Genomic DNA, 19,694 nt, shown 5'->3' with positions numbered 1-19,694 from the left:
GGAACAGCTATGACGACAATAATGGTCACCACCATGATTGCCCTGCTGCTGCTGGGCTTTCCAATGATGATTCCGCTGATTACCGCTGCGGTAATCGGCTTCTATATGATGTTTAACGGCTTCGGCCAGATGGATACGCTGATCCAGCAGATGATGGCGGGTATACGCCCAGCCTCACTTATTGCGGTTCCCATGTTTATCCTTGCCGCTGATATCATGACCCGCGGGCAGTCCGCTAACCGATTGATTGATATGGTGATGGCGTTTATCGGCCATATTAAAGGTGGCTTGGCGGTGAGCACGGCGGCTTCGTGCACGCTGTTCGGTGCTGTATCCGGTTCTACCCAGGCAACCGTGGTCGCTGTTGGCTCGCCGCTGCGTCCGAAAATGCTTAAAGCGGGCTACTCAGACTCTTTCACGCTGGCGCTGATTATCAATTCTAGCGATTGCTTTTTTGATTCCCCCAGTATCGGCATGATCATTTATGGGGTTATTTCAGGTACTTCCATCGGCGAGCTATTTATTGCCGGGATCGGCCCAGGGTTAATGATCCTGTGTATGTTCTCGATTTACTGCATTATCTACGCCATCGTTAAAGATGTACCTACTGAAGCAAAATCGAGCTGGAAAGAGCGCGCAGTAGCGGTTCAGCAGGCTCTTTGGCCGCTTGGCTTTCCGGTCATTATTGTCGGTGGTATTTACGGCGGTATCTTCAGCCCGACTGAAGCTGCTGCAGCCTGTGTGCTGTATGCCATTTTGCTTGAGTTTGTGGTCTTCCGCTCACTTAAGATGAACGACATTTATGCCATCGCCAAATCTACCGGCTTGATTACCGCCGTTGTCTTTATCCTGGTCGCGGTGGGTAATGGCTTCTCGTGGATCATTTCGTTTGCTCAGATTCCGCAAATGATTCTGGAGGCGGTGGGTGTCAACGAAGCTGGCCCCACGGGCGTATTGATTGCCATCTGTATCTCCTTCTTTGTGGCCTGTATGTTTGTGGATCCGATCGTGGTCATTCTGGTGCTAACGCCCATCTTCGCACCCGCCATTGCGGCGACAGGCCTGGATCCTGTGTTGGTGGGTATTTTGATTACCTTGCAGGTGGCGATAGGTTCGGCAACTCCGCCCTTTGGGTGCGATATTTTCACCGCTATTGCGATTTTCAAGCGCCCCTATTGGGATGTGATCAAAGGCACCCGCCGTTTATTTTCATGCTGATTTTAGCGGCTGCACTGCTGATCATGTTCCCGCAAATTGCGCTGTTCCTGCGCGATGTCGCCTTCCGCTAAACAGCCACAAGGAGTACGCGAATGTTTAATCGCATTTTAGTCCCGGTGGATGGTTCAAAAGGCGCCTTAAGGGCGCTGGAAAAAGCGGTGGGTCTGCATATGCTAACCGGCGCTGAGCTCTATTTGCTGTGCGTGTTTAAACACCACAGCTTGCTGGAGGCCTCGCTCTCTATGGTGCGGCCCAACCAGTTGGATATTCCCGACGATGCGCTAAAAGAGTACGCCACCGAGATCGCTGTGCACGCAAAATCTCATGCGATTGAGCTGGGCGCTGACAGTGCTCGCGTGCGCGCTTTTGTGAAGGGCGGGCGACCCTCTCGCATTATTGTGCGCTTTGCCCGTAAGCGGGAGTGCGATCTAATCGTGATTGGCGCCCAGGGCACCAATGGCGAGAAGAACCCGCTGCTAGGCAGCGTTTCTCAGCGGGTGGCGGGTGCAGCACACTGCCCCACGCTGGTGGTCTAAATCCGCTAAAACCTCTCTCTCATTTTGTGGTCTTATTGGCACCCACCTCCTCGAAGATGCAGCTCGGGGCGGTGGGTGTTAGTCTTTGTGTCACATTGATTGGCGTACGGCGCCGCTATAAAAAGGATCTTTCATGAAACAACTGCTCTCTACTACGGCTCTGACAGGTTTGCTTTTGGTTGCCCCTTTTGCCGCGGCAGCGCCCGAAACCGATGAACAGCGCTTGGCTTACAGCCTGGGTGTGACCCTGGGTGAAAGCATGCAGGCAGACATCGAAGACCTCGACTTGGATGCGTTTCACGACGGCATGAGCGATGTGTTTGAAGGTAATGACCTGGCGCTCAGTGAAGAAGAGATGACCGAAGCGTTGATGGCGTTCCAAGAGCAGTCAATGCAAGCGCGGCAAGCGGAAGCCGAAGAGATAGCGCAGAACAATCTCGAAGAGGGGGAAGCCTTCCTAGCCGAGAACGCTGAGCGCGAGGAAGTGACGGTAACTGACTCTGGCCTGCAGTATGAAGTGCTTGAATCTGGCGATGGCGCCACGCCTGGCCCTGAAGATACCGTCGAAGTGAATTACGAAGGCATGCTGCTGGATGGCACCGTTTTCGATAGCTCTTTTGAGCGCGGTGAGTCCGTCAGCTTCCAGACCAATCAGGTGATCGAAGGCTGGCAGGAAGCGCTGCAGATGATGAGCGTTGGCGATAGCTGGATGCTCTATATCCCTGCGGATATTGCTTACGGCAAAAATGGTCAAGGGCCGATCGGGCCTAACGAAGTACTGACCTTCCGCGTTGAACTGCTAGGCGTCGAATAAGGGATGACTTCAACCCCCTCTTCTAACCTGCATTCTCTCGCTCAGGCACTGGTTTGCTTAGGTCTATGCACGCCGCTGCTAGCGCAGGCAGAGACGGACAGTGAGCCTGAGGATTTGCCCGCCCTGAGTGCTGCGAGTGAGCAGGCCAGCGTAGTGGGAGTATCGTCGGGCGGTTATATGGCGACCCAGCTAGCGGTGGCTTGGCCCGAGCGGTTTAGTGGCCTAGGTGTACTGGCAGCAGGGCCCTGGAGTTGCGCGCAGGGCTCGCTGAGTTTGGCGCTTAATCAATGCATGATGACCCGCCGTGGCGTGCCTTCGCTGGATGAATTGGAGGCTCGCCACCAGCGCTATATTGAGCTTGAACAGGTTGGCAGCACTGAGGCGCTTAGCCAGCTCAGGGCCTACTTATGGCACGGTGAAGAGGATGAAGTGGTTGAGCCACTGCTCGGCGACCTGCTTGCTGAGCAGTGGCAGCAGTGGCTTGCTTCGCCTGATCAGCTACGCGTTGCGCGCAGTGAAAATGCGGGACATGGCTGGCCGATACGCTTACCCAGTGAAGCGGCTCCCGGGCCCCAGGAGTGGGGCGATTGCCGACAGGGTGGCGGTAGTTTCCTGTTATCCTGCGATGATGATATTGCTGGAGAAATGCTGGATTGGCTCTACCCCGAACGAGCAGCCTCGGACGCTGGCGAGTCTAGTCGTGAGCCAGAGGATGAGCAAGGGGGCGAACTAGTCGCGTTTGATCAGTCAGAGTTTGCGGTCAAGGGCCTAGCGGACACCGGCTATGTGTTTATACCTGAAGGCTGTGATGCGGGGGAGTGCCCGGTAACGCTGGCGCTGCACGGCTGCCAAATGAACGCAGAGGCCATTGGCGATACGTTCATACGCTACACCGGGCTTAATGCCTGGGCGGCAGCGCATCAGCAAATCGTGCTCTATCCTCAGGCAGAAAGCAGTATGGCGAACCCCCAGGGCTGCTGGGATTGGTGGGGGTTTGCTGAAAGTACCTGGCAGTTAAGCCCCCAGCACGATACCCGTAGCGGTACCCAAATTGGCGCGCTGCTGGCGATGCTGGATCATTTACAGGCAGCACCTGAACAAGCCGATTAGCTTAACCGTCTAGTTCGCTCTCTAATGCGGAAACTAAACCATGCGGGGTCGGTGAGTAGAGCACTCGCTGAAGAATATCGCCCTCGCGATTAACCAAAAAGAGCGAGGCGCTGTGATCAATGGTGTAGTCCATTGCTGAATCCGGCGCTTCGACTTTCCGCCATATCACCCCATAGCGTGAGGCGACATCCTCAAGCTGTTCCTGACTGCCCACCGCGCCGATAAACTCCTCGCCGAAAAAGCCCATGTACTCCTGCATGCGCGCGATGGTGTCGCGTTCGGGGTCAACGGTGACCATCACCGGCACTACACGCTCGCGCTGCTCCTCAGAGAGCTGGGCCAGGGCTTGACGCTTAACCGATTGGGTCATGGGACAAATGTCGGGACAGTAGGTGTAGCCAAAGGAGAGTATCGCGACTTGATCTTCATCTAACTGGGTTAACGAGAAATCACCCTGGGTAGAGGGCAGTTCAACTGGGCCTCCTACCGGTTCGCCCTCTTTGGGGGCGAAGGCATACTGATAGAGGCCTATACCGCTGACCACCAGTAAAGCCGCGACTAAACCGGTGCCTAGCCATAAGGGTTTCCTTGCCATATGCGTTAACTCCGAATTACGTCAAAATCGAACCAACTGCCTACCTTGCCTTCTGCGGTTTCCAGTATGACACGTGCACGCCAAGGCATAACGCTTTGAGTGCAAATCCCTACTTGACCGTGACCTTGAAAATGGCCGGGTGCACCTGCGCTAAGGGCAAAACGGTGTAGCCCCAAATCCATATCTCGACCAATAAAATCTACCTCGACCTGGGTGGCCGTTACACCATCGACTTCCACTTCCAGTGGTAATATCTCCAGTGCATCGATTCGCCCATTTGCCTGAACCGCGAGCGTGATGCGGCCCTTATCGCCCAAAGTGGCGGAGCAGGGCGCTGCATGCAGGTTACAGCTTGATGTGGGTGGAAACCATGTCACATCACTGTCGCGGTGGAGCCAATGTGAAAAGGCATACCACGCGCAGGCCGCTAGCGCCAAGCCAGTGACCAATATCAGTACCCTTAAGGCAGGAAAGCCCGCTGAGTGTGCAGGTTTTGATGTCATCTTCATGGCAGAATAATCGCTACGCAAGCCGTGGGGCGGGGAATCATTGCCATGGTAACAGTAATCGCACCGATATCGCTGTGCTGGGATGTCGCAGGCAAAAGGGACATAAATGGAGAGTATCACTGGCGCTTTAGGCCCACTATTTCTGTTGATCTTACTGGGCGCCGTGCTTGGCTATTGGCGCTGGCCCAGCGACACCTTTTGGCCGCAGATGGAGCGGCTGATCTACTTTGTGCTGTTTCCCGCCATGCTGGTAAGCACCTTGGCCACTGCGGATGTAAGCCGAGTGCCGGTCGGCCGCTTGGCGCTGGTTGCTGGGCGCGATGGCGCTGTTTGGCTTGCTGCTCTGGCGTTTACGTGGCTGGCTACAGCTAACGCCTGCGGCGTTTACGTCGGTATTTCAAGGCGCGGTACGTTTTAATACCTATGTGGGCGTTGCTGGCGCCGCCGCGCTACACGGCAGCTTAGGAGCGACCACCGCAGCCGTCGCCGTGGCACTAATGGTGCCAGTAGTTAACGTGATGTGTGTGGCCAGCTTTGTCGCCGCTGGCACACTCGGCGGTGCTAGCGTAGGTAAAAGTGCCATGGCGCTGATTAAAAACCCATTGATCCTTGCCTGCTTGGCGGGCATTGGTCTGAACCTTACGAACGTTGGTTTGCCCGGCTGGAGTCAAGATACGGTAGAGCTACTGGGGCGTGCGGCGCTGCCGTTGGGGTTGGTGGCCGTGGGTGTGGCGCTGCGCCCAGCGGCACTGCTACGCATTGACCGCGGCGTGCTGGCCACCAATGGCGTTAAACTGCTGCTCATGCCCGCGCTGGTATTGGCATTCACCTGGATCTTGCAGCTGGATCCCGTAAGCCGCGACGTAGCGCTGCTGTTTGCAGCACTGCCCACCGCCACCTCGGCGTATATCCTAGCCCGTCAACTGGGTGGCGATGCCGAGTTGATGGCGGCGATCATTACGGGCCAAACCCTATTGGCCATGCTCACCCTGCCTTTTTGGCTGCAGCTGGTTAGTTGACAGCGAGGCTGCAAAGTTAAATAAAAAACATTCGCATTTGTATTGACGGGGTAAATGAGAACCATTACAGTGTGGTTGTCAGCGTTTGATGAGACGCTGACAACCAGGACAGCTGTTGATTTCAGAATCAGCGCCAGTTTACTGTCATGGTTTCTCCCTCTCATTGCTAGTCACGGTCTTTTTGCCGCTCCAATGGAGCGGCTTTCTTTTTTATGGGTTCCAGTTTCTTATTCATCTCCTGCGGGTGCGATCTTTGCTATCAGCAAGTGATAATAAAAAATATTCGTATTTGTATTGACGCGGTAAATGAGAACTATTACATTGTGGTTGTCAGCGTTTGATGAGACGCTGGCAACCACGACAGCTGTTGATTTCAGAATCAGCGCCAGTTTACTGTCATGGTTTCTCCCTCTCATTGCTAGTCACGGTCTTTTTGCCGCTCCATTGGAGCGGCTTTCTTTTTTCTACCCCTCTATCATTCATCATCCCGTTTCTAGTGCCCTAGATTAAAAGGTACTGACCGTTAACGCCTGAGACTCACCATTTGATTGATGCTGACGCCATCGCGCAAATCGTGATCACCGGTCATCAAACGTTCTTCACTGCCGAGGCGCTGACTAATATCGCCGAGACCACGCTGGCGAATATCGACGCTTTTGAAAGCGGAAGTGGCACCATGCATCGGGTAGTTAACGCTAAACTGGACTAGCCTTAAGTCGCTTAGCGATCTTTTTAAAATAAACATGAGGCCGTCATGCAGCTCTATTTAAATACTTCTTCTCCCTATGCACGCGTTGTGCGCGTGTGCCTCTATGAAAAGCAACTGATTGAGCGCACCGAGCTTTGCTGGTGCGACCCTTGGGCGGCAGATAGCGAACTGTTGCAGATTACGCCGCTGAGTCGTATTCCAACACTGGTCACAGACGAGGGCGATGTACTCACCGAGTCGTTGTTGATTGCTCACTATCTGGATGCAGTGGGTGAAGGGCCATCTCTGATGCCCAGTAAAGCACTAGCTGAAACCCTGGCGCTGGCAGGGTTGGGGCAGGGCTTGATGGACGCCGCTTTCAACGTGGTGATCGGCCGTAAGTATGCTGGTAATGAAGTGGATACGACGCTGTTGGGGCAGCGCCGTTTAAAAGCGATCGAACGCACTTTGATAACACTCAATGCCCACCCCAGCGTGCTGGCAGGTAGTGCCCAGCGTACCCTGGGGGCGATTACCGTTGCCGTTGCACTGGCTTATATCAGTTTCCGCCTACCGGCCTTTGATTGGCAAAACCGCTACCCGACGCTACATGCCTGGCAGGCGAAGGTGGTGGAGGGCGAGAGCTTTGCGCTTACCACGTTTGAATAGCGCAGGTTAATCACGCCGCTCGTAGATCAAATCCCAAACCCCGTGACCAAGTTTTTCACCGCGGGCTTCAAACTTGGTCAACGGTCGGAAGGCCGGGCGCGGCACGTAGGGGGCGGTTTCTGCGCTGGCGGTGTTGGCATAACCGGGGGCCGCTTCCATTACCTCGGCCATCCACTCCGCGTAGGCTTCCCAGTCGGTGGCCATATGGAAGGTGCCGCCGGGCATTAGGCGAGTGCGGATCAGCTCAACGAATGCGGGCTGCACGATGCGCCGTTTGTGGTGCTTCTTCTTCGGCCAGGGGTCGGGGAAGAACAGCTGCAGCGTGGTCAGCGAGCCTTCGGGAAGGCACTGTTCGAGCACCGCCAGGGCATCTTCACGATAAACGCGCAGGTTGGTGAGGCCGCGCTTATCAACTTCATCGAGTAATTTACCCACACCAGGGGCGTGGACTTCGATGCCGATAAAGTCGGTGTCCGGATGGGCCTCGGCTTGCTCAATCAGCGAGTTGCCCATGCCAAAACCGATTTCCACTACCCGCGGTGCCTGACGGCCAAACAGCGCGTCCAAATCTTGGCGGCCGTCTGCGATGGTCAGGCCAAAACGCGGCCAAATATCTTCTAAGCCACGGTTTTGCGCCTGGGTCATACGGCCCGCGCGGATCACATAGCTTTTAATGCCGCGGCGATGCAGCGGTGCATCCGTACCTTCCGGCCCTGTAGTGGCGTTGCTTTCGGGCGTGACGTGACGTTCGGGTACGGTATCGTTGGGTTCAGTCATGGGGTCTCGAATCAATTAACCGTTAATACGGCCAGCGAAAGGTGAAGAAGGATCGGCGGCTTGGCGGCGCGGCATACGGCCGGCTAGAAACGCATCGCGCCCGGCTTCCACGGCCAGCTTCATGGCGTTGGCCATGCGTAGCGGGTCGCGGGCGTGGGCAATGGCCGTATTGAGCAGTACGCCATCACAGCCTAGCTCCATCGCCATGGCAGCATCTGACGCCGTGCCAATGCCTGCATCTACCAGCACCGGTACGCTGCTCTGCTCAACAATCAGCGCACGTTGTGTGGGTTCTGAATGCCATGGCCCGAACCATCAGTGAGCCCAGCGGCATGATGGCGCAGCAACCCATAGCTTCTAATTCGCGTGCCACAATAGGATCGTCGCTGGTGTACACCATGACGTCAAAGCCATCGGCGAGCAGCGTTTCAGCGGCTTTTAGCGTCTCGACCACATTGGGGTAAAGCGTGTGATCGTCGCCGAGCACTTCCAGCTTGACCAGGCTATGACCGTCGAGCAGCTCGCGAGCCAAGCGGCAGGTGCGCACCGCATCTTTCGCGGTGTAGCAACCGGCGGTATTGGGCAGCAGGGTGTAGCGATCGGGGGAAATAGCGTCTAACAGGTTGGGCGCATCGGCGTCCTGGCCTAAATTAGTACGGCGCACCGCAAAGGTCACAATCTCAGCGCCGCTTTGGGCAATGGCGGCGCCGGTTTCGGTAAAGTCTTTGTACTTGCCTGTGCCCACCAGCAGGCGCGATTGAAAATCGCGTCCGGCGATGGTTAGCGGGGTATCGGCTAGCGCTACATGCGTTTGTTGGGTCATAGTGTTTCCTCTAACCGCCGCCAATCGCGTGGACAACTTCTACGTGGTCGCCATCGACCAGGCGGGTGTCGGCGTGCTGGCTGCGGGGGACGATCTCTTCGTTAATTTCGACGGCGATACGACGACCGCTAAGGCCCAGCTGTTCAACTAAGTCAGCGGCGGTTAGGCCGGTCGACAGCGTATGGGGTTCACCGTTTAGACGTATCTGGATAGACATAGATAGGCGTGTCTCATTCGTCGTGGTAGTTCGTTCTCTAAGGCATTCTCTATTGTAGCGGTTTCACACCGCGCAAGGTAAGCCGTAGGTGCAAACAGCGTGATGTATGCCAACCATAATAGGAGTAGGAGAGCAGCGTGCAGCGAACAGATAAAGTGTGGTGGTGTATAGCGGCCCTTTCAGGCGCCATACTGGTGATGCTAGGCGCCTATGCAGCCCATGGTTTGGCGGCGCGCACCACAGAAGCGATGGTGAGTGCCGTTGAAACCGGTGTGCGTTACCAGGCCTGGCACACGCTGGCCATCATGATCGTGCTGGTATGGCGCCAAGTGCAGCCGCTTGCCGGACAGCGTTGGGTGCTGGCGCTGTGGGCGCTAGGCATGGGCTTTTCAGGCTCGCTCTACCTGATGGTGCTGGCAGGACTGAATCTTGGCATTGTCACTCCTATTGGCGGGCTGCTGTTGATGGCCGGTTGGCTGGCGCTTGGGGTGATAGCGTTATTATGCAGCCGCACTTAACAGGTAGCAGTTAGATTAAAAGATATAAAACAACCACAGTACCAACGCCTGCCATACCTATCGCGTCCAGTGTCTCTATCACCTCGCCCCGTAAAGGGTAAATACGGCTACACATAGCTGTGCTTGTATTGCCTAACCTCAATAGCTGCGCTGTGCTGCTAACCCCAATACTGAAAATAGCGATAATGACTTCAAGTGACTCTATCTCAAATAGCATAAGGAGAGCGCTTAGCAAGCTGATTAAAACTACGCATAACCGAAATGAAAACCATTGCTTGAAAATGAGAGCAGTATCATCCTTATTTATCGAATCCTCAGGTGCTGTCTTTTTTGTTGATAAGAGCCGCCTTTCAAAAAACGGGTGAGTCTTTGATAAAAGAGTTATGAGCATGCCGACGCACCTGAGTTGTGATGAAGCTGAATCAATTTTGCCACTGAATAATTACCGATTACTTACGCGTTTAACTGCTGTTGGGTTGTCGGCACGTTTGGCTAATATCTTGTTCCTGCTGGTAGACAGTACTTGATACGCCAAGCAAACCCAACACGCTGTGAAATAGGTTGTCGTGTGAGGCGGCTTTGTCGGAAATCTGGTGTAAGCAGTCCGTATCTAGCCCTTGCTGCTGTGAAAAGGTGCTGGAAAGCCACCAAACCATAGGCACATGCGTCTGTTCGTCGGGGGCAATGGCGTAGGGAATGCCGTGCAAATAAAGCCCTTTTTCACCCAGTGATTCACCATGATCAGAGAGATAGATCATCGCAGCTGCGTAGTCATCCTGACGCTTTAACGTCTCAATTACCTGATTCAACACAGTGTCGGTATATAGAATGGCATTGTCGTAGCTATTGGTAATGGCATCTCTTGAGCACTTCGCTAAATCAGCGGTGGTGCAAGCAGGAACAAAACGTTCGTAGTCAGCAGGGTAACGCTGGTAATAGCTGGGGCCATGGTTGCCTAGCTGATGCAGCACTATCACCTGATCAGTTGGGGTGCTGCTAATTTGCATGGTTAAGGCTTGAACCAGTGCCTCGTCCAAGCAGCGCCCATCTTGGCATAAAGAAGCGTAGTCCTCTGGAGAGAGTGCTTTTGTCGTCACTCCTTTCGCAGACGCCTTTGCAGCCCGACTGGTTATCAAGCCAGGTGACCTCTAAACCGGCGTGTGCTAATACGTCCAGTAAGGATTCATGTTGCTGAGCATAGAATTTAACGTAATCGGCACGCCCCGGTAATGAAAACATGCAGGGTAATGAGGCAGCCGTGCTGGTGCCGCATGCGGTAACGTCTGAAAAATTAATAACGTCGGGCTGTTGGGCAAGTTTGGGCGTGGTTTGACGTTCATAACCATTTAACCCCCAATTCACCGCCCGCGCCGTTTCGCCCACCACGATGACGAGCAGCGTGGGTTTGTCACCCACTTGTGAACTGATACGGGCATCTTCTCCCACTGGGGAGCGCACCGTATTTGCGGAAGCGTGCTGGCTGAAAACTGCCTGCGCCATCGAAACAATATAATTGCCTGGAGTCACCAAGTAGCGAAGCTCTTTATTGTTGCGCATGAGTGACGATACTTCTTGATAAGATAAGACTATCGCTAACAGCAATATAGTCGTACTGGCGAGGTAATAAGCTGAGCGGCGCAAAACAGCCTTCTTCCAGGTTGAAGGCGCGATTTTAACTCTCCAAATGATAAGGGTAGGCAAACCAAAAAAGATTGCCAAATGAATCAGCAAGCCAGCTGTAAGAAGCTCCCGTGCTTCGTTAGTATCCGTTTGAAGCACATTGTCTAACATTGAAGTATCAAAATAGGTGCCATAGTAAGTGGTAAAGTAGCTGACGAAGGCGGCTATTAGAAACAGTAAGATTAATAGGGGTTTTACCAATGTTCGAACAGCAAGGCTAACGAAGACCAAAAAATGAATGCAGGTCATTACCAAAAACATATTGGCGAAGGTAAGCCACGTCTGAACTGCAAGAAGATCATAGCCAACAAGGGCTTGTTGCCAAAAAGGCGCATTGTAAAAAACACTGAATATGACAACGGCCCATAAGACAAGTTGCTCCGTGCTCAATATGGGACGATAATGCCCGCGGTGTAAACAATTTTTAAAGGCAAGGACAACAAAGGGGGCATCGAAAGGCTCTCTGTGTGAAAAAATTAATGCACTCTGGGAGGTAATAAAAATCTTGAAAGGGCAAAGCTTACAGTCCAGCAAATCATGATGGTCCAGAGGTCGTGGGACAGAAAGTGCGCCCCGCGTAACTGTTGAGTGATCCCAAACGTAAGGCCAAGCCCTAAACCCAGCACAAGCCCTGCCCATCGCCAGCGGGGCAGTGTGGCGGCCAAAAAGAAGTAAAGTGCTATCCACGTATATCCTGCGCTGGCATGCCCGGCTGGAAAGCAAGCGGACGCTGGCATTACAGGAGGGCGTATGTCGAGCAAGCCAATAAAGTTTCGTTCCCCTCCATAGCGAATTAAATCCCAAGGGCATTCCATGCTCACCAGGTGCTTAATAGTCGCCACAAGTAATGCCGAAACAAGCGTTGCAGAAAAAAGATAAAAAAGTGGAGTGCGATAGTCTTTAAGACGAGTAGCAGTGGTGCTTAGTATCAATAGAAGAAGTGTGGCTAATCCCATAGCCAGACTTAGCCACTTACCGCCTTTGTGAAGAATATCTTGGGTAATTAAGGTGTCTTTCCATGCCCAAGTATTACCCTGAAGATGATATATAAAATCAGCTAGCGAAAAATCTATGCCTAAAACACTAAAAACTGACATGGCTGCCAAAAATAAAGCCAAACAGTTACCAAGGGTTTGAGGGAGTTTAGTTTAGCAGTACGCATAGCCACACACCGACCATCATGAGAATTGTCAACATGACGGCGGCTGCTCCCATGTCTTTAGCTCGCCCACTAAGTTCGTTATTTTCAAGTCCGATGCGGTCAATAGTGTTTTCGATGGCGGAGTTGATGAGTTCCACTATCAATACAGATGTAAGTGAAAAAAACAGCAACGCTTTTTCCACGCAAGTGACATTAACAAAAAATATAAAGGGGTAGAGGATGAGGCATAGCAATACCTCTTGCCTAAAAGCGGATTCATTTTTCCAGCAAGCTTCTAAACCAGAAACTGCATTAATAGAAGCACGGAAAATACGTTTAAAACCCTTGCCATTGGGTTTTGGCGTAGTGGAAATATGCAAGGCGGTAGACTCGGTGACGTAATATTAGGGCCACTATAAAGCGCAAAACTTAACGAATAGTTATGCGCTTTCATTCATTAACGGGCGTACGTATGGACTGCACTAGGTGGTGGTGTTACGTACTGTTTTGGATAGTATTTTACAGAGGTCGGCTGACCGGGGGGCGTTGAGGCTTGCCCGTCAACATTAGCTTGTATGGCTTCTACTACCGTGTTGATCTCTGGGCGCCAAAGGATGGTGTCATAGGATTCTCGAGGTACGAAGGCGAGAGATTTTTGCTGGCGTACCAGGGATATTGTGGGGACGTCGAGCGCTGCCGCTAAATGCATAGGCCCTGAGTCTGGTGTCACGAGTAATTGGGCACGCTCCAAAACGGCGGCAAAGTGACGGATAGGAAGAGGTGGGCATAAGCTGCCGTAGAGGGAGGACTTTAAACGCTGCTCAATAGGTGCTAGAAGCCTAAACTCCTCGGGCCCAAGGAAAACGACATAGCGTATTTTGTGGGCTTCCATGGCATCGATGAGCATTAGCCAAAATGCCAACGGCCAACGTTTGTTTTGATGCCCACCTACGAAGATAGCAATAAAGTCAGTATCTGATGGGTGATCGCTATGAAGACTGGTTAGCTGTCTTATCTTCGTCATTGCCTGAGAGCGCTCCTGCTTCGTTAGCTGGAGCAATGGCCGATTACGGCAAGCGACACCGAGCTGATGTGTTAAATTAATGATGGCATCGTAGGCATGTGATGACTTCCCTTCCGCCTCAATGCTGTACCATCGCTGGTGACCTTTACGTGAACCCATGCTATACCGTGCCCCTATTAACTGGGTCACTATAAAACCGCTCGTTGATCCTCCGCTCACTTGTACCGCTAGATCATAACGTTGAGCCCTTAGGCGTCGTAATAATGTCACACACTTCCAAGGACGAAGGATCGCGGATCTCGACAGTAAATAAAAATGGTCAATAGGTCGTTGTTGCAACAGTGGAAAAGTTTTATCCGTCGCTAGATAGTCTATGCGTGCGGAAGGAAAACGTTCACGAAAAGCATCAATGACAGGGGTGCTGATTAGCGCATTTCCCAGACGAAAATTGGGGCGAATAATTAGAATTTTTTCTATACCCACAAGGCTGTCGATGGTTTCTGGCGCAGGCGGTTTGACGATATACCGTATACCTCTCAGTAAATATCGTTTCATTCCTTTTTCTAAACCACGAGCCATTATTTTTAAGTAATAGTTTGTTCTAATGAGGGTTAGTAAATGCATGCTCTGGCGCTCTTTTGGCTTTTCCCACGTCGGAAGAGGCAGCATGAGCCTAATAACTTAAAGAAGAGTTAAACTGTGTAAGAGCTTTACAAAAATAGGGTGGTAGGCTTACTGGTTTAGTTTAGACGAAACTACTTTGTGGGTTATAAGTCTCCGTATTTAAGAAAAGCTTAAGTTTTGGCATCCACGATAAAGGTTTGACGATTGAGGAAGCAAAATGCGCGCACTGCTGATAGAAGACGATCCCCTGCTTGGGGATGGCATTAAGACAGCCCTGGAGCGAGAGGGGTATACAGTCGATTGGTTTATGCTTGGGCGTGAAGCAATCAATGCTGTCAATAGCGAGACCTTCAGTGTGATTATTTTGGATCTTGGGCTGCCCGATATGGACGGTATGCAGGTACTGCATTTACTCCGTCAGCAATCGACTATGCCTATTCTGATTTTGACGGCCCGTGATGCGATGGAAGACCGTATTGGCGGCTTAGATGCCGGGGCGGATGACTATGTACTCAAGCCATTTAATTTGCAGGAGTTACTTGCCCGTTTGCGTGTCGTAATGCGGCGCGCTGAGGGACGCGCCTCGCAGATGTTGACGCTGGGTGCACTGAGTATTGATGAGGCTCGTCATGCGGTGAGTTGGCGGGGCAAAGACGTAAAGTTGGGCCGACGGGAGTATGCCTTGTTGTTAGAGCTAGCTAGGCATCCCGACAGAGTGCTATCTCGTCCTCGTTTAGAAAGTTTGCTTTACGGTTGGGGCGATGAGATAGAGTCCAATGCGGTGGAAGTTCACATCATCTGCGTAAAAAACTTGAAAAACATTTGATCATTAATGTGCGCGGAATTGGCTACCGGCTGGATAGCCAAGCACAATGATATCGATACGGCGTTATCTACTTCGTACCCTGGCCATTACCATGGTTGTCGCCGGGGTCGCGGTTACCGCGGCCTACTTAATTACGGATCACGAGCTAGAAGAAATTCTCGATACACAGCTTAGTCTGCATAGCCGGATTGTGGCTGGCCAACTCGACCCCAACGCGACCATTGACGACTATGCTCGACTGGCTTCGCGCATGGGCCTTCCAGAACATCCGGCTCAGCTATATCGCGACGGTAACACAGTGCCCGACAGCAGCTTTGAATCAGGTATCAAGCTTTACCACGAGGAAGAGCTTAAATTAGTACTGGGTTTTTGGAATGCCGATGGCTCACCCAGGCTTCTAGGGGGCAAATGGAATGATGCCGGGCCTTTCCCCGCGCCTTTAGAGGAGGGTTTTCGCTGGGAAAGCTACGATGGTCATCGTTGGCGGGTTTTCAGCATGTTCGATGTTGCCAGCAATACCTGGATCAGCATGGGGCTGCGAGGTTCGTTTCATGATGAAGTGGTGGAGCGCATCACCTGGAACAATTTATTGCCGATGCTCTTTTGCTTCCACTCCTCCTTTGGCTGATGAGTCGTATTATCCGGCGAGGTATTGCGCCCATTCAAGCGCTTTCCAACCAAGTACAAGGCCGCTCCGCCCACGACCTGCGTAAAATTGATGACCCGGTTCCTCAAGAGCTTAATGAATTACGCCAATCGCTAAACGACTTTATCGCCCGGTTGAAAGAAACGTTAGAGCGCGAGAGGCGCTTTACAGCAGATGCGGCCCATGAATTACGTACTCCCTTAGCAGCGCTGAGAATTCATCTGGATAACGCGCAGGAGGGGGGAGAGCAATCATTAAAAAAGGCTTATATCGGAGTAGAACGGCTGCAGCGGGTGGTAGAACAACTGCTTATTTTGGCTCGTTTGGATCAAGTAGCCACAACCTCACCGGCCACTATCGATCTCTATCCTATTGTTGCTGAATTGGTAGCAGAGCTATGGCCACTCGCTGAAGAGCGAGATCAGCATTTGAGGCTAACAGGATTAACCCGGCTGGAGGTTCGCGCCGACGAAGTCGAGGTGGGCATTCTCTTTCGTAACTTACTGGATAATGCCTTGCGCTATACGCCAGAAGGCGGCTGGGTGGAGGTAGAATTGGCGCTTGAGGAGGGTTTTCCTCAACTTATTGTGAAAGATACTGGCCCCGGACTCCCCGAGGCACTATTGGATAAAGTCACTGAGCGCTTTAGGCGCGCGTCTGGTCAGGGTACTACCGGCAGCGGATTGGGTTTGTCGATTGTTTCGGAGTTGGCTCAGCGCCAAAACGCACGCCTTGCACTTAGTAACCGCATGCCCAACGGGCTAGCGGTCAGTGTTACGTGGGGAAAAAACAAGCTGCAAGCCATCTAAGGTAGGTGAGGGCTGTGGGTTATATTTTCCTCTATGCATGCGCCCAAAGTCAGATTTGCGTCTATTTTGCCGCTTGACCTTGGGGCTACCTATAGGTTGTAAGATAAAAAGTTAATGGATGCCACTAACTTTTTTGTTGATAGAGCTTATGACTGAGGGCCTATGGCTGATAGAGCTGGGTATAGTCCTGCTGGCCAGCTATTGGTTTAGTCACACACCTCAAGGAGATCGCTCATGAAACGTTTTACCGCTACGGTTTTATCTAGTGCTTTACTCCTAGGAGCCGCCTCGGCTCAAGCTGCGTTGCCGGACGAGGCCACATTGTATAAAAACCCCAGTGCGGTTGCTGTGACGAATATGCGCGCCATCTTGAAGAGCTTGGTGTAGAAGTGACGATTGTAGATGACGTAGAGCTGGGGGATATCAAGCAGCAGGCGGGTGTGCCCTATGGTTTGGGGTCGTGTCATACCATCGAAATAGGTGACTACTGGATTGAAGGCCATGTGCCGATGGGAGCGGTTACCAAGCTGTTTGAAGAGCAACCCGACATAGATGGCATTGGCCTGGCGGGGATGCCCATCGGTACGCCGGGTATGCCGGGGCCTCAGAGCGAGCCCTATAACGTTTACGCCTTTAGCGACCAACAAGATGAGCCGTTTATGACGTTGGCGCCGTAATTGACGGTCCCTTAAGGCTTTTCGGGCAGCGCATAGCTGGCGGTGACATGCACCACGGGGCGCGTTTCGTCGCTGACTGAGAAGAGTTGAACTTCGCCCACCGCTAAGCGGCGGCCGAGTTTGATCAGCTTGGCGTGGGCGATAATGTCATGATCACCTGACGCTGCGCGGAGGAAGTGGCAGTTTAAGTCGCTGGTCACCGCCATGGGTTCGGGGCCAATCTGCGCCAATATCGCCACATACATAGCTACATCCGCAAAGCCCATCATGGTGGGCCCGGAAACCCGCGGGCCGGGGCGCAGATGCTCGTTGCCGATCTTCAAGCGCAGGGTCGCCGTCATTTCGCCCACGCTCTCTATCTTGCCCATCCGCTGGGGAAACACTTCGTCTAAAAAGTGTTCGATTTGCTCGGCAGTCATTATGGTCATTGTTGTTTTCCTTTATAAAAAAGCCCCGAGGGATGAACCTCGAGGCTGATTACACCATAAAACGAACTTACTATGCCTTATGCACCTGGGCCTTATGCACCTGACGCCACTCGTGGAGTAGCGGCTCGGTGTAGCCGGAAGGCTGGACGCGGCCTTTGAAGATCAGGTCGGAGGCGGCTTTGAAAGCGGTGGAGCCTTCAAAATCGGCGCTCATGGCGGTGTAGGTGGGGTCGCCTGCGTTCTGCTCATCCACTACCTTGGCCATGCGCTTGAGGGTCTCTTCCACCCGCGGTGCATCGACAATGCCGTGGAGCAGCCAGTTAGCAATGTGCTGGCTGGAGATACGCAGCGTGGCGCGGTCTTCCATCAAGCCCACATTGTGGATATCCGGCACTTTCGAACAGCCCACGCCGTGCTCTACCCAGCGTACTACGTAGCCGAGAATGCCCTGGCAGTTGTTATCCAGCTCCTGCTGCTTCTCTTCATCCGACCAGTTGGCGTTTTCCGCCACCGGCACGGTGAGTAGGTCATCCAGGTAGTCAGGTTCACCTAAACCTTCCAGCTCGCGCTGAACGTCGGTGACGTTGACCTGATGGTAGTGCAATGCGTGCAGCGCCGCCGGTAGGAGAGGGCACCCAAGCAGTGTTGGCACCCGCTTTCGGGTGGCCAATTTTCTGCTCCAGCATGTTGTGCATCAGGTCAGGCATGGCCCACATGCCTTTACCGATCTGAGCGCGTCCACGTAGGCCGCAAGCAAGACCCACTTGCACATTGCTCTTCTCGTAGGCCTGAATCCACGCGGCGCCTTTCATATCGCCCTTGCGTACCATGGGCCCGGCTTCCATGGCGGTATGCATTTCGTCGCCGGTACGGTCGAGGAAGCCGGTATTGATAAACGCCACCCGTGAAGCGGCCTCGGCAATACACGCCTTGAGGTTAACCGTGGTGCGGCGCTCTTCGTCCATAATGCCCATTTTCAGGGTATCGCGGCTCATGCCGAGAATATCTTCGACGCGTCCAAACAGTTCGTTGGCGAAAGCAACTTCTTTAGGGCCGTGCATTTTCGGCTTAACGATATACACAGATCCCGTGCGCGAGTTGCGTGGCTGGTCGGCGTCTTTCTTGAGGTCGTGCAGCGCGAGCAGCGAGGTGACCACCGCATCCAGGATACCTTCCGGTAGCTCGTTGCCTTTCTCATCCAAAATCGCTGGTGTGGTCATTAAGTGACCCACATTACGCACGAACATCAGCGAACGACCGGGTAGCGTGACGCTGCTGCCATCGGTGGTTTGCCAGGTGCGGTCGGCGTTAAGTTTACGAGTAAACGTCTTGCCGCCTTTTTCGATTTTCTCTTCCAGATCGCCCTTCATTAGACCCAGCCAGTTGCTGTAAACACCGACCTTGTCTTCTGAGTCCACGGCGGCAACGGAGTCTTCGCAATCCATGATGGCGGTTAGAGCGGCTTCTACCACGACATCTTTAACGCCTGCCGGGTCGGTTTTGCCGATAGAGTCGCTGGGGTCAATCTGAATTTCCAGGTGCAGACCGTTGTTACCCAGCAGAATCGCGTCGGGTTTGGCCGCTTCGCCGCTAAAACCAATTAGCTTGCCGGAATCCTTAAGGCCGGTTTCACGACCGCCTTCCAGCGTCACTACCAAGTGCTCATCACGAATGGCGTAGTTCACCGCATCACGGTGCGAACCAGTCGCCAGCGGTGCCGCGCGGTCAAGCACGCCCCGGGCGTAGGCAATCACTTTGGCGCCGCGCTTCGGGTTGAAACTGGTGCCTTTTTCGGCGCCGTCGTCTTCGGAAATGGCATCGGTACCGTACAGGGCGTCGTAAAGGCTGCCCCAGCGGGCGTTCGCCGCATTCAGCGCATAGCGTGCGTTGCTAACCGGTACGACCAACTGCGGGCCTGCCTGAACGGCGACTTCCCGGTCAACGTTGGCGGTGGTCGCTTTGACGTTAGCCGGCGCTTCTGCCAAGTAGCCAACCTCTTTTAAGAAGCGGCGGTATCCCGGCATATCGGTCACCGGGCCGGGGTTTTCCCGGTGCCATACGTCGAGTTTCTCTTGCAGCGTGTCGCGCTCTTCAAGTAATTGACGGTTTTTCGGGGTCAAATCATGAAACAGGGCATCCACACCGGCCCAAAAGGCATTTTCATCAACGCCTGTTCCCGGTAGCGCCTGCTCATTGATAAAACGATCTAAATCGGCTGCCACCTGTAAACGGTGGCGCGTGATACGCTCGCTCATGGGGTTTCTCCTGTGAGGATGCCCGTGGGTGATGTGTTTGCTACGGTCAGCGTAAAATGTATTTATGGAAAATAATTCCACACCTGGCCGG

Annotated in this window: 16 protein-coding genes and 7 pseudogenes; 11 read left to right on the top strand and 12 right to left on the bottom strand. The window is 53.2% G+C overall.

Annotated features, from left to right (window positions below):
* Positions 1-9 precede the first annotated feature (9 nt).
* The 4 genes and pseudogenes from FDY98_RS15155 (at position 10) to FDY98_RS15140 (ending at position 3,678) form a co-directional block, all read left to right on the top strand.
* Positions 10-1,289: pseudogene (locus FDY98_RS15155) on the top strand (TRAP transporter large permease).
* A 21-nt stretch (positions 1,290-1,310) separates the two neighbouring features.
* Positions 1,311-1,754 carry a universal stress protein gene (locus FDY98_RS15150; RefSeq protein ID WP_022521256.1) on the top strand — a complete coding sequence of 148 codons (444 nt, stop codon included), beginning with the start codon at positions 1,311-1,313 and terminating at the stop codon, positions 1,752-1,754.
* A 133-nt stretch (positions 1,755-1,887) separates the two neighbouring features.
* On the top strand, positions 1,888-2,568 hold the full coding sequence (locus FDY98_RS15145) for an FKBP-type peptidyl-prolyl cis-trans isomerase N-terminal domain-containing protein (protein ID WP_022521258.1): 681 nt from the start codon (positions 1,888-1,890) through the stop codon (positions 2,566-2,568).
* A gap of 3 nt (positions 2,569-2,571) precedes the next feature.
* Positions 2,572-3,678: a PHB depolymerase family esterase gene (locus FDY98_RS15140; RefSeq protein WP_027957980.1), complete on the top strand. Its 1,107-nt coding sequence runs from the start codon at positions 2,572-2,574 to the stop codon at positions 3,676-3,678.
* A gap of 1 nt (position 3,679) precedes the next feature.
* On the opposite strand, the gene FDY98_RS15135 is transcribed toward FDY98_RS15140, so the two are convergent.
* Positions 3,680-4,273: an SCO family protein gene (locus FDY98_RS15135; protein WP_022521260.1), complete on the bottom strand. Its 594-nt coding sequence runs from the start codon at positions 4,271-4,273 to the stop codon at positions 3,680-3,682.
* Positions 4,274-4,278: 5 nt separating this feature from the next.
* Positions 4,279-4,782, bottom strand: coding sequence for a hypothetical protein (locus FDY98_RS15130; RefSeq protein WP_022521261.1), 504 nt, complete (start codon positions 4,780-4,782; stop codon positions 4,279-4,281).
* 106 nt (positions 4,783-4,888) lie between these two features.
* Here FDY98_RS15130 and FDY98_RS15125 point away from each other — a divergent pair.
* From FDY98_RS15125 to FDY98_RS15115, 3 genes and pseudogenes are all read left to right on the top strand, one after another.
* A pseudogene (locus FDY98_RS15125) lies at positions 4,889-5,801 on the top strand (AEC family transporter).
* 544 nt (positions 5,802-6,345) lie between these two features.
* Positions 6,346-6,510 (top strand): hypothetical protein, encoded by a 165-nt coding sequence (locus tag FDY98_RS15120; protein WP_231500633.1) that lies wholly within the window; start codon positions 6,346-6,348, stop codon positions 6,508-6,510.
* A gap of 45 nt (positions 6,511-6,555) precedes the next feature.
* A complete protein-coding gene (locus tag FDY98_RS15115) occupies positions 6,556-7,158 on the top strand; it encodes a glutathione S-transferase family protein (protein WP_027957977.1) in 603 nt (200 codons plus the stop codon).
* Between the two features lie 6 nt (positions 7,159-7,164).
* On the opposite strand, the gene trmB is transcribed toward FDY98_RS15115, so the two are convergent.
* From trmB to thiS, 3 genes and pseudogenes are all read right to left on the bottom strand, one after another.
* The gene (gene trmB / locus FDY98_RS15110; RefSeq protein WP_027957976.1) at positions 7,165-7,935 is read right to left on the bottom strand and encodes a tRNA (guanosine(46)-N7)-methyltransferase TrmB; all 771 of its coding nucleotides are present in this window, start codon (positions 7,933-7,935) and stop codon (positions 7,165-7,167) included.
* 15 nt (positions 7,936-7,950) lie between these two features.
* Positions 7,951-8,758, bottom strand: a pseudogene (locus FDY98_RS15105) (thiazole synthase).
* A gap of 10 nt (positions 8,759-8,768) precedes the next feature.
* The gene (thiS, locus tag FDY98_RS15100; RefSeq protein ID WP_022521266.1) at positions 8,769-8,975 is read right to left on the bottom strand and encodes a sulfur carrier protein ThiS; all 207 of its coding nucleotides are present in this window, start codon (positions 8,973-8,975) and stop codon (positions 8,769-8,771) included.
* Between the two features lie 137 nt (positions 8,976-9,112).
* Between thiS and FDY98_RS15095 the strand changes: the two genes are divergently transcribed.
* Positions 9,113-9,493: a DUF423 domain-containing protein gene (locus tag FDY98_RS15095; RefSeq protein ID WP_155705944.1), complete on the top strand. Its 381-nt coding sequence runs from the start codon at positions 9,113-9,115 to the stop codon at positions 9,491-9,493.
* Positions 9,494-9,954: 461 nt separating this feature from the next.
* On the opposite strand, the gene FDY98_RS28295 is transcribed toward FDY98_RS15095, so the two are convergent.
* The 5 genes from FDY98_RS28295 to FDY98_RS15075 form a co-directional block, all read right to left on the bottom strand.
* Complete coding sequence (locus FDY98_RS28295; RefSeq protein WP_340146589.1) at positions 9,955-10,590, bottom strand: phosphoethanolamine transferase; 636 nt, start codon at positions 10,588-10,590, stop codon at positions 9,955-9,957.
* A complete protein-coding gene (locus FDY98_RS28290; RefSeq protein ID WP_340146588.1) occupies positions 10,490-11,707 on the bottom strand; it encodes a phosphoethanolamine transferase in 1,218 nt (405 codons plus the stop codon). Before FDY98_RS28290 ends, FDY98_RS28295 begins: the two co-directional genes overlap by 101 nt.
* Positions 11,650-12,291 carry a phosphatase PAP2 family protein gene (locus FDY98_RS15085; RefSeq protein ID WP_340146587.1) on the bottom strand — a complete coding sequence of 214 codons (642 nt, stop codon included), beginning with the start codon at positions 12,289-12,291 and terminating at the stop codon, positions 11,650-11,652. The genes FDY98_RS28290 and FDY98_RS15085 overlap by 58 nt, the downstream gene beginning before the upstream one ends.
* Before the next feature lie 25 nt (positions 12,292-12,316).
* Complete coding sequence (locus FDY98_RS15080) at positions 12,317-12,694, bottom strand: diacylglycerol kinase (protein ID WP_081742678.1); 378 nt, start codon at positions 12,692-12,694, stop codon at positions 12,317-12,319.
* Between the two features lie 77 nt (positions 12,695-12,771).
* On the bottom strand, positions 12,772-13,962 hold the full coding sequence (locus tag FDY98_RS15075; protein ID WP_027957969.1) for a glycosyltransferase family 9 protein: 1,191 nt from the start codon (positions 13,960-13,962) through the stop codon (positions 12,772-12,774).
* A gap of 217 nt (positions 13,963-14,179) precedes the next feature.
* Here FDY98_RS15075 and FDY98_RS15070 point away from each other — a divergent pair.
* From FDY98_RS15070 to FDY98_RS15060, 3 pseudogenes are all read left to right on the top strand, one after another.
* Positions 14,180-14,838: pseudogene (locus tag FDY98_RS15070) on the top strand (response regulator).
* Positions 14,835-16,243: pseudogene (locus tag FDY98_RS15065) on the top strand (ATP-binding protein). Before FDY98_RS15070 ends, FDY98_RS15065 begins: the two co-directional pseudogenes overlap by 4 nt.
* A 234-nt stretch (positions 16,244-16,477) precedes the next feature.
* A pseudogene (locus FDY98_RS15060) lies at positions 16,478-16,920 on the top strand (DUF411 domain-containing protein).
* Between the two features lie 11 nt (positions 16,921-16,931).
* Here the strand turns inward: FDY98_RS15060 and FDY98_RS15055 are convergent.
* Positions 16,932-17,348 (bottom strand): PaaI family thioesterase, encoded by a 417-nt coding sequence (locus FDY98_RS15055; protein WP_027957965.1) that lies wholly within the window; start codon positions 17,346-17,348, stop codon positions 16,932-16,934.
* A 70-nt stretch (positions 17,349-17,418) separates the two neighbouring features.
* Positions 17,419-19,603 (bottom strand): annotated as a pseudogene (locus FDY98_RS15050) (malate synthase G).
* Positions 19,604-19,694 lie beyond the last annotated feature (91 nt).

This window comes from Halomonas sp. PA16-9 (genome assembly GCF_009728585.1).
Classification (GTDB): domain Bacteria; phylum Pseudomonadota; class Gammaproteobacteria; order Pseudomonadales; family Halomonadaceae; genus Vreelandella; species Vreelandella titanicae.
This window is presented reverse-complemented; position numbering and strand designations above follow the sequence as displayed.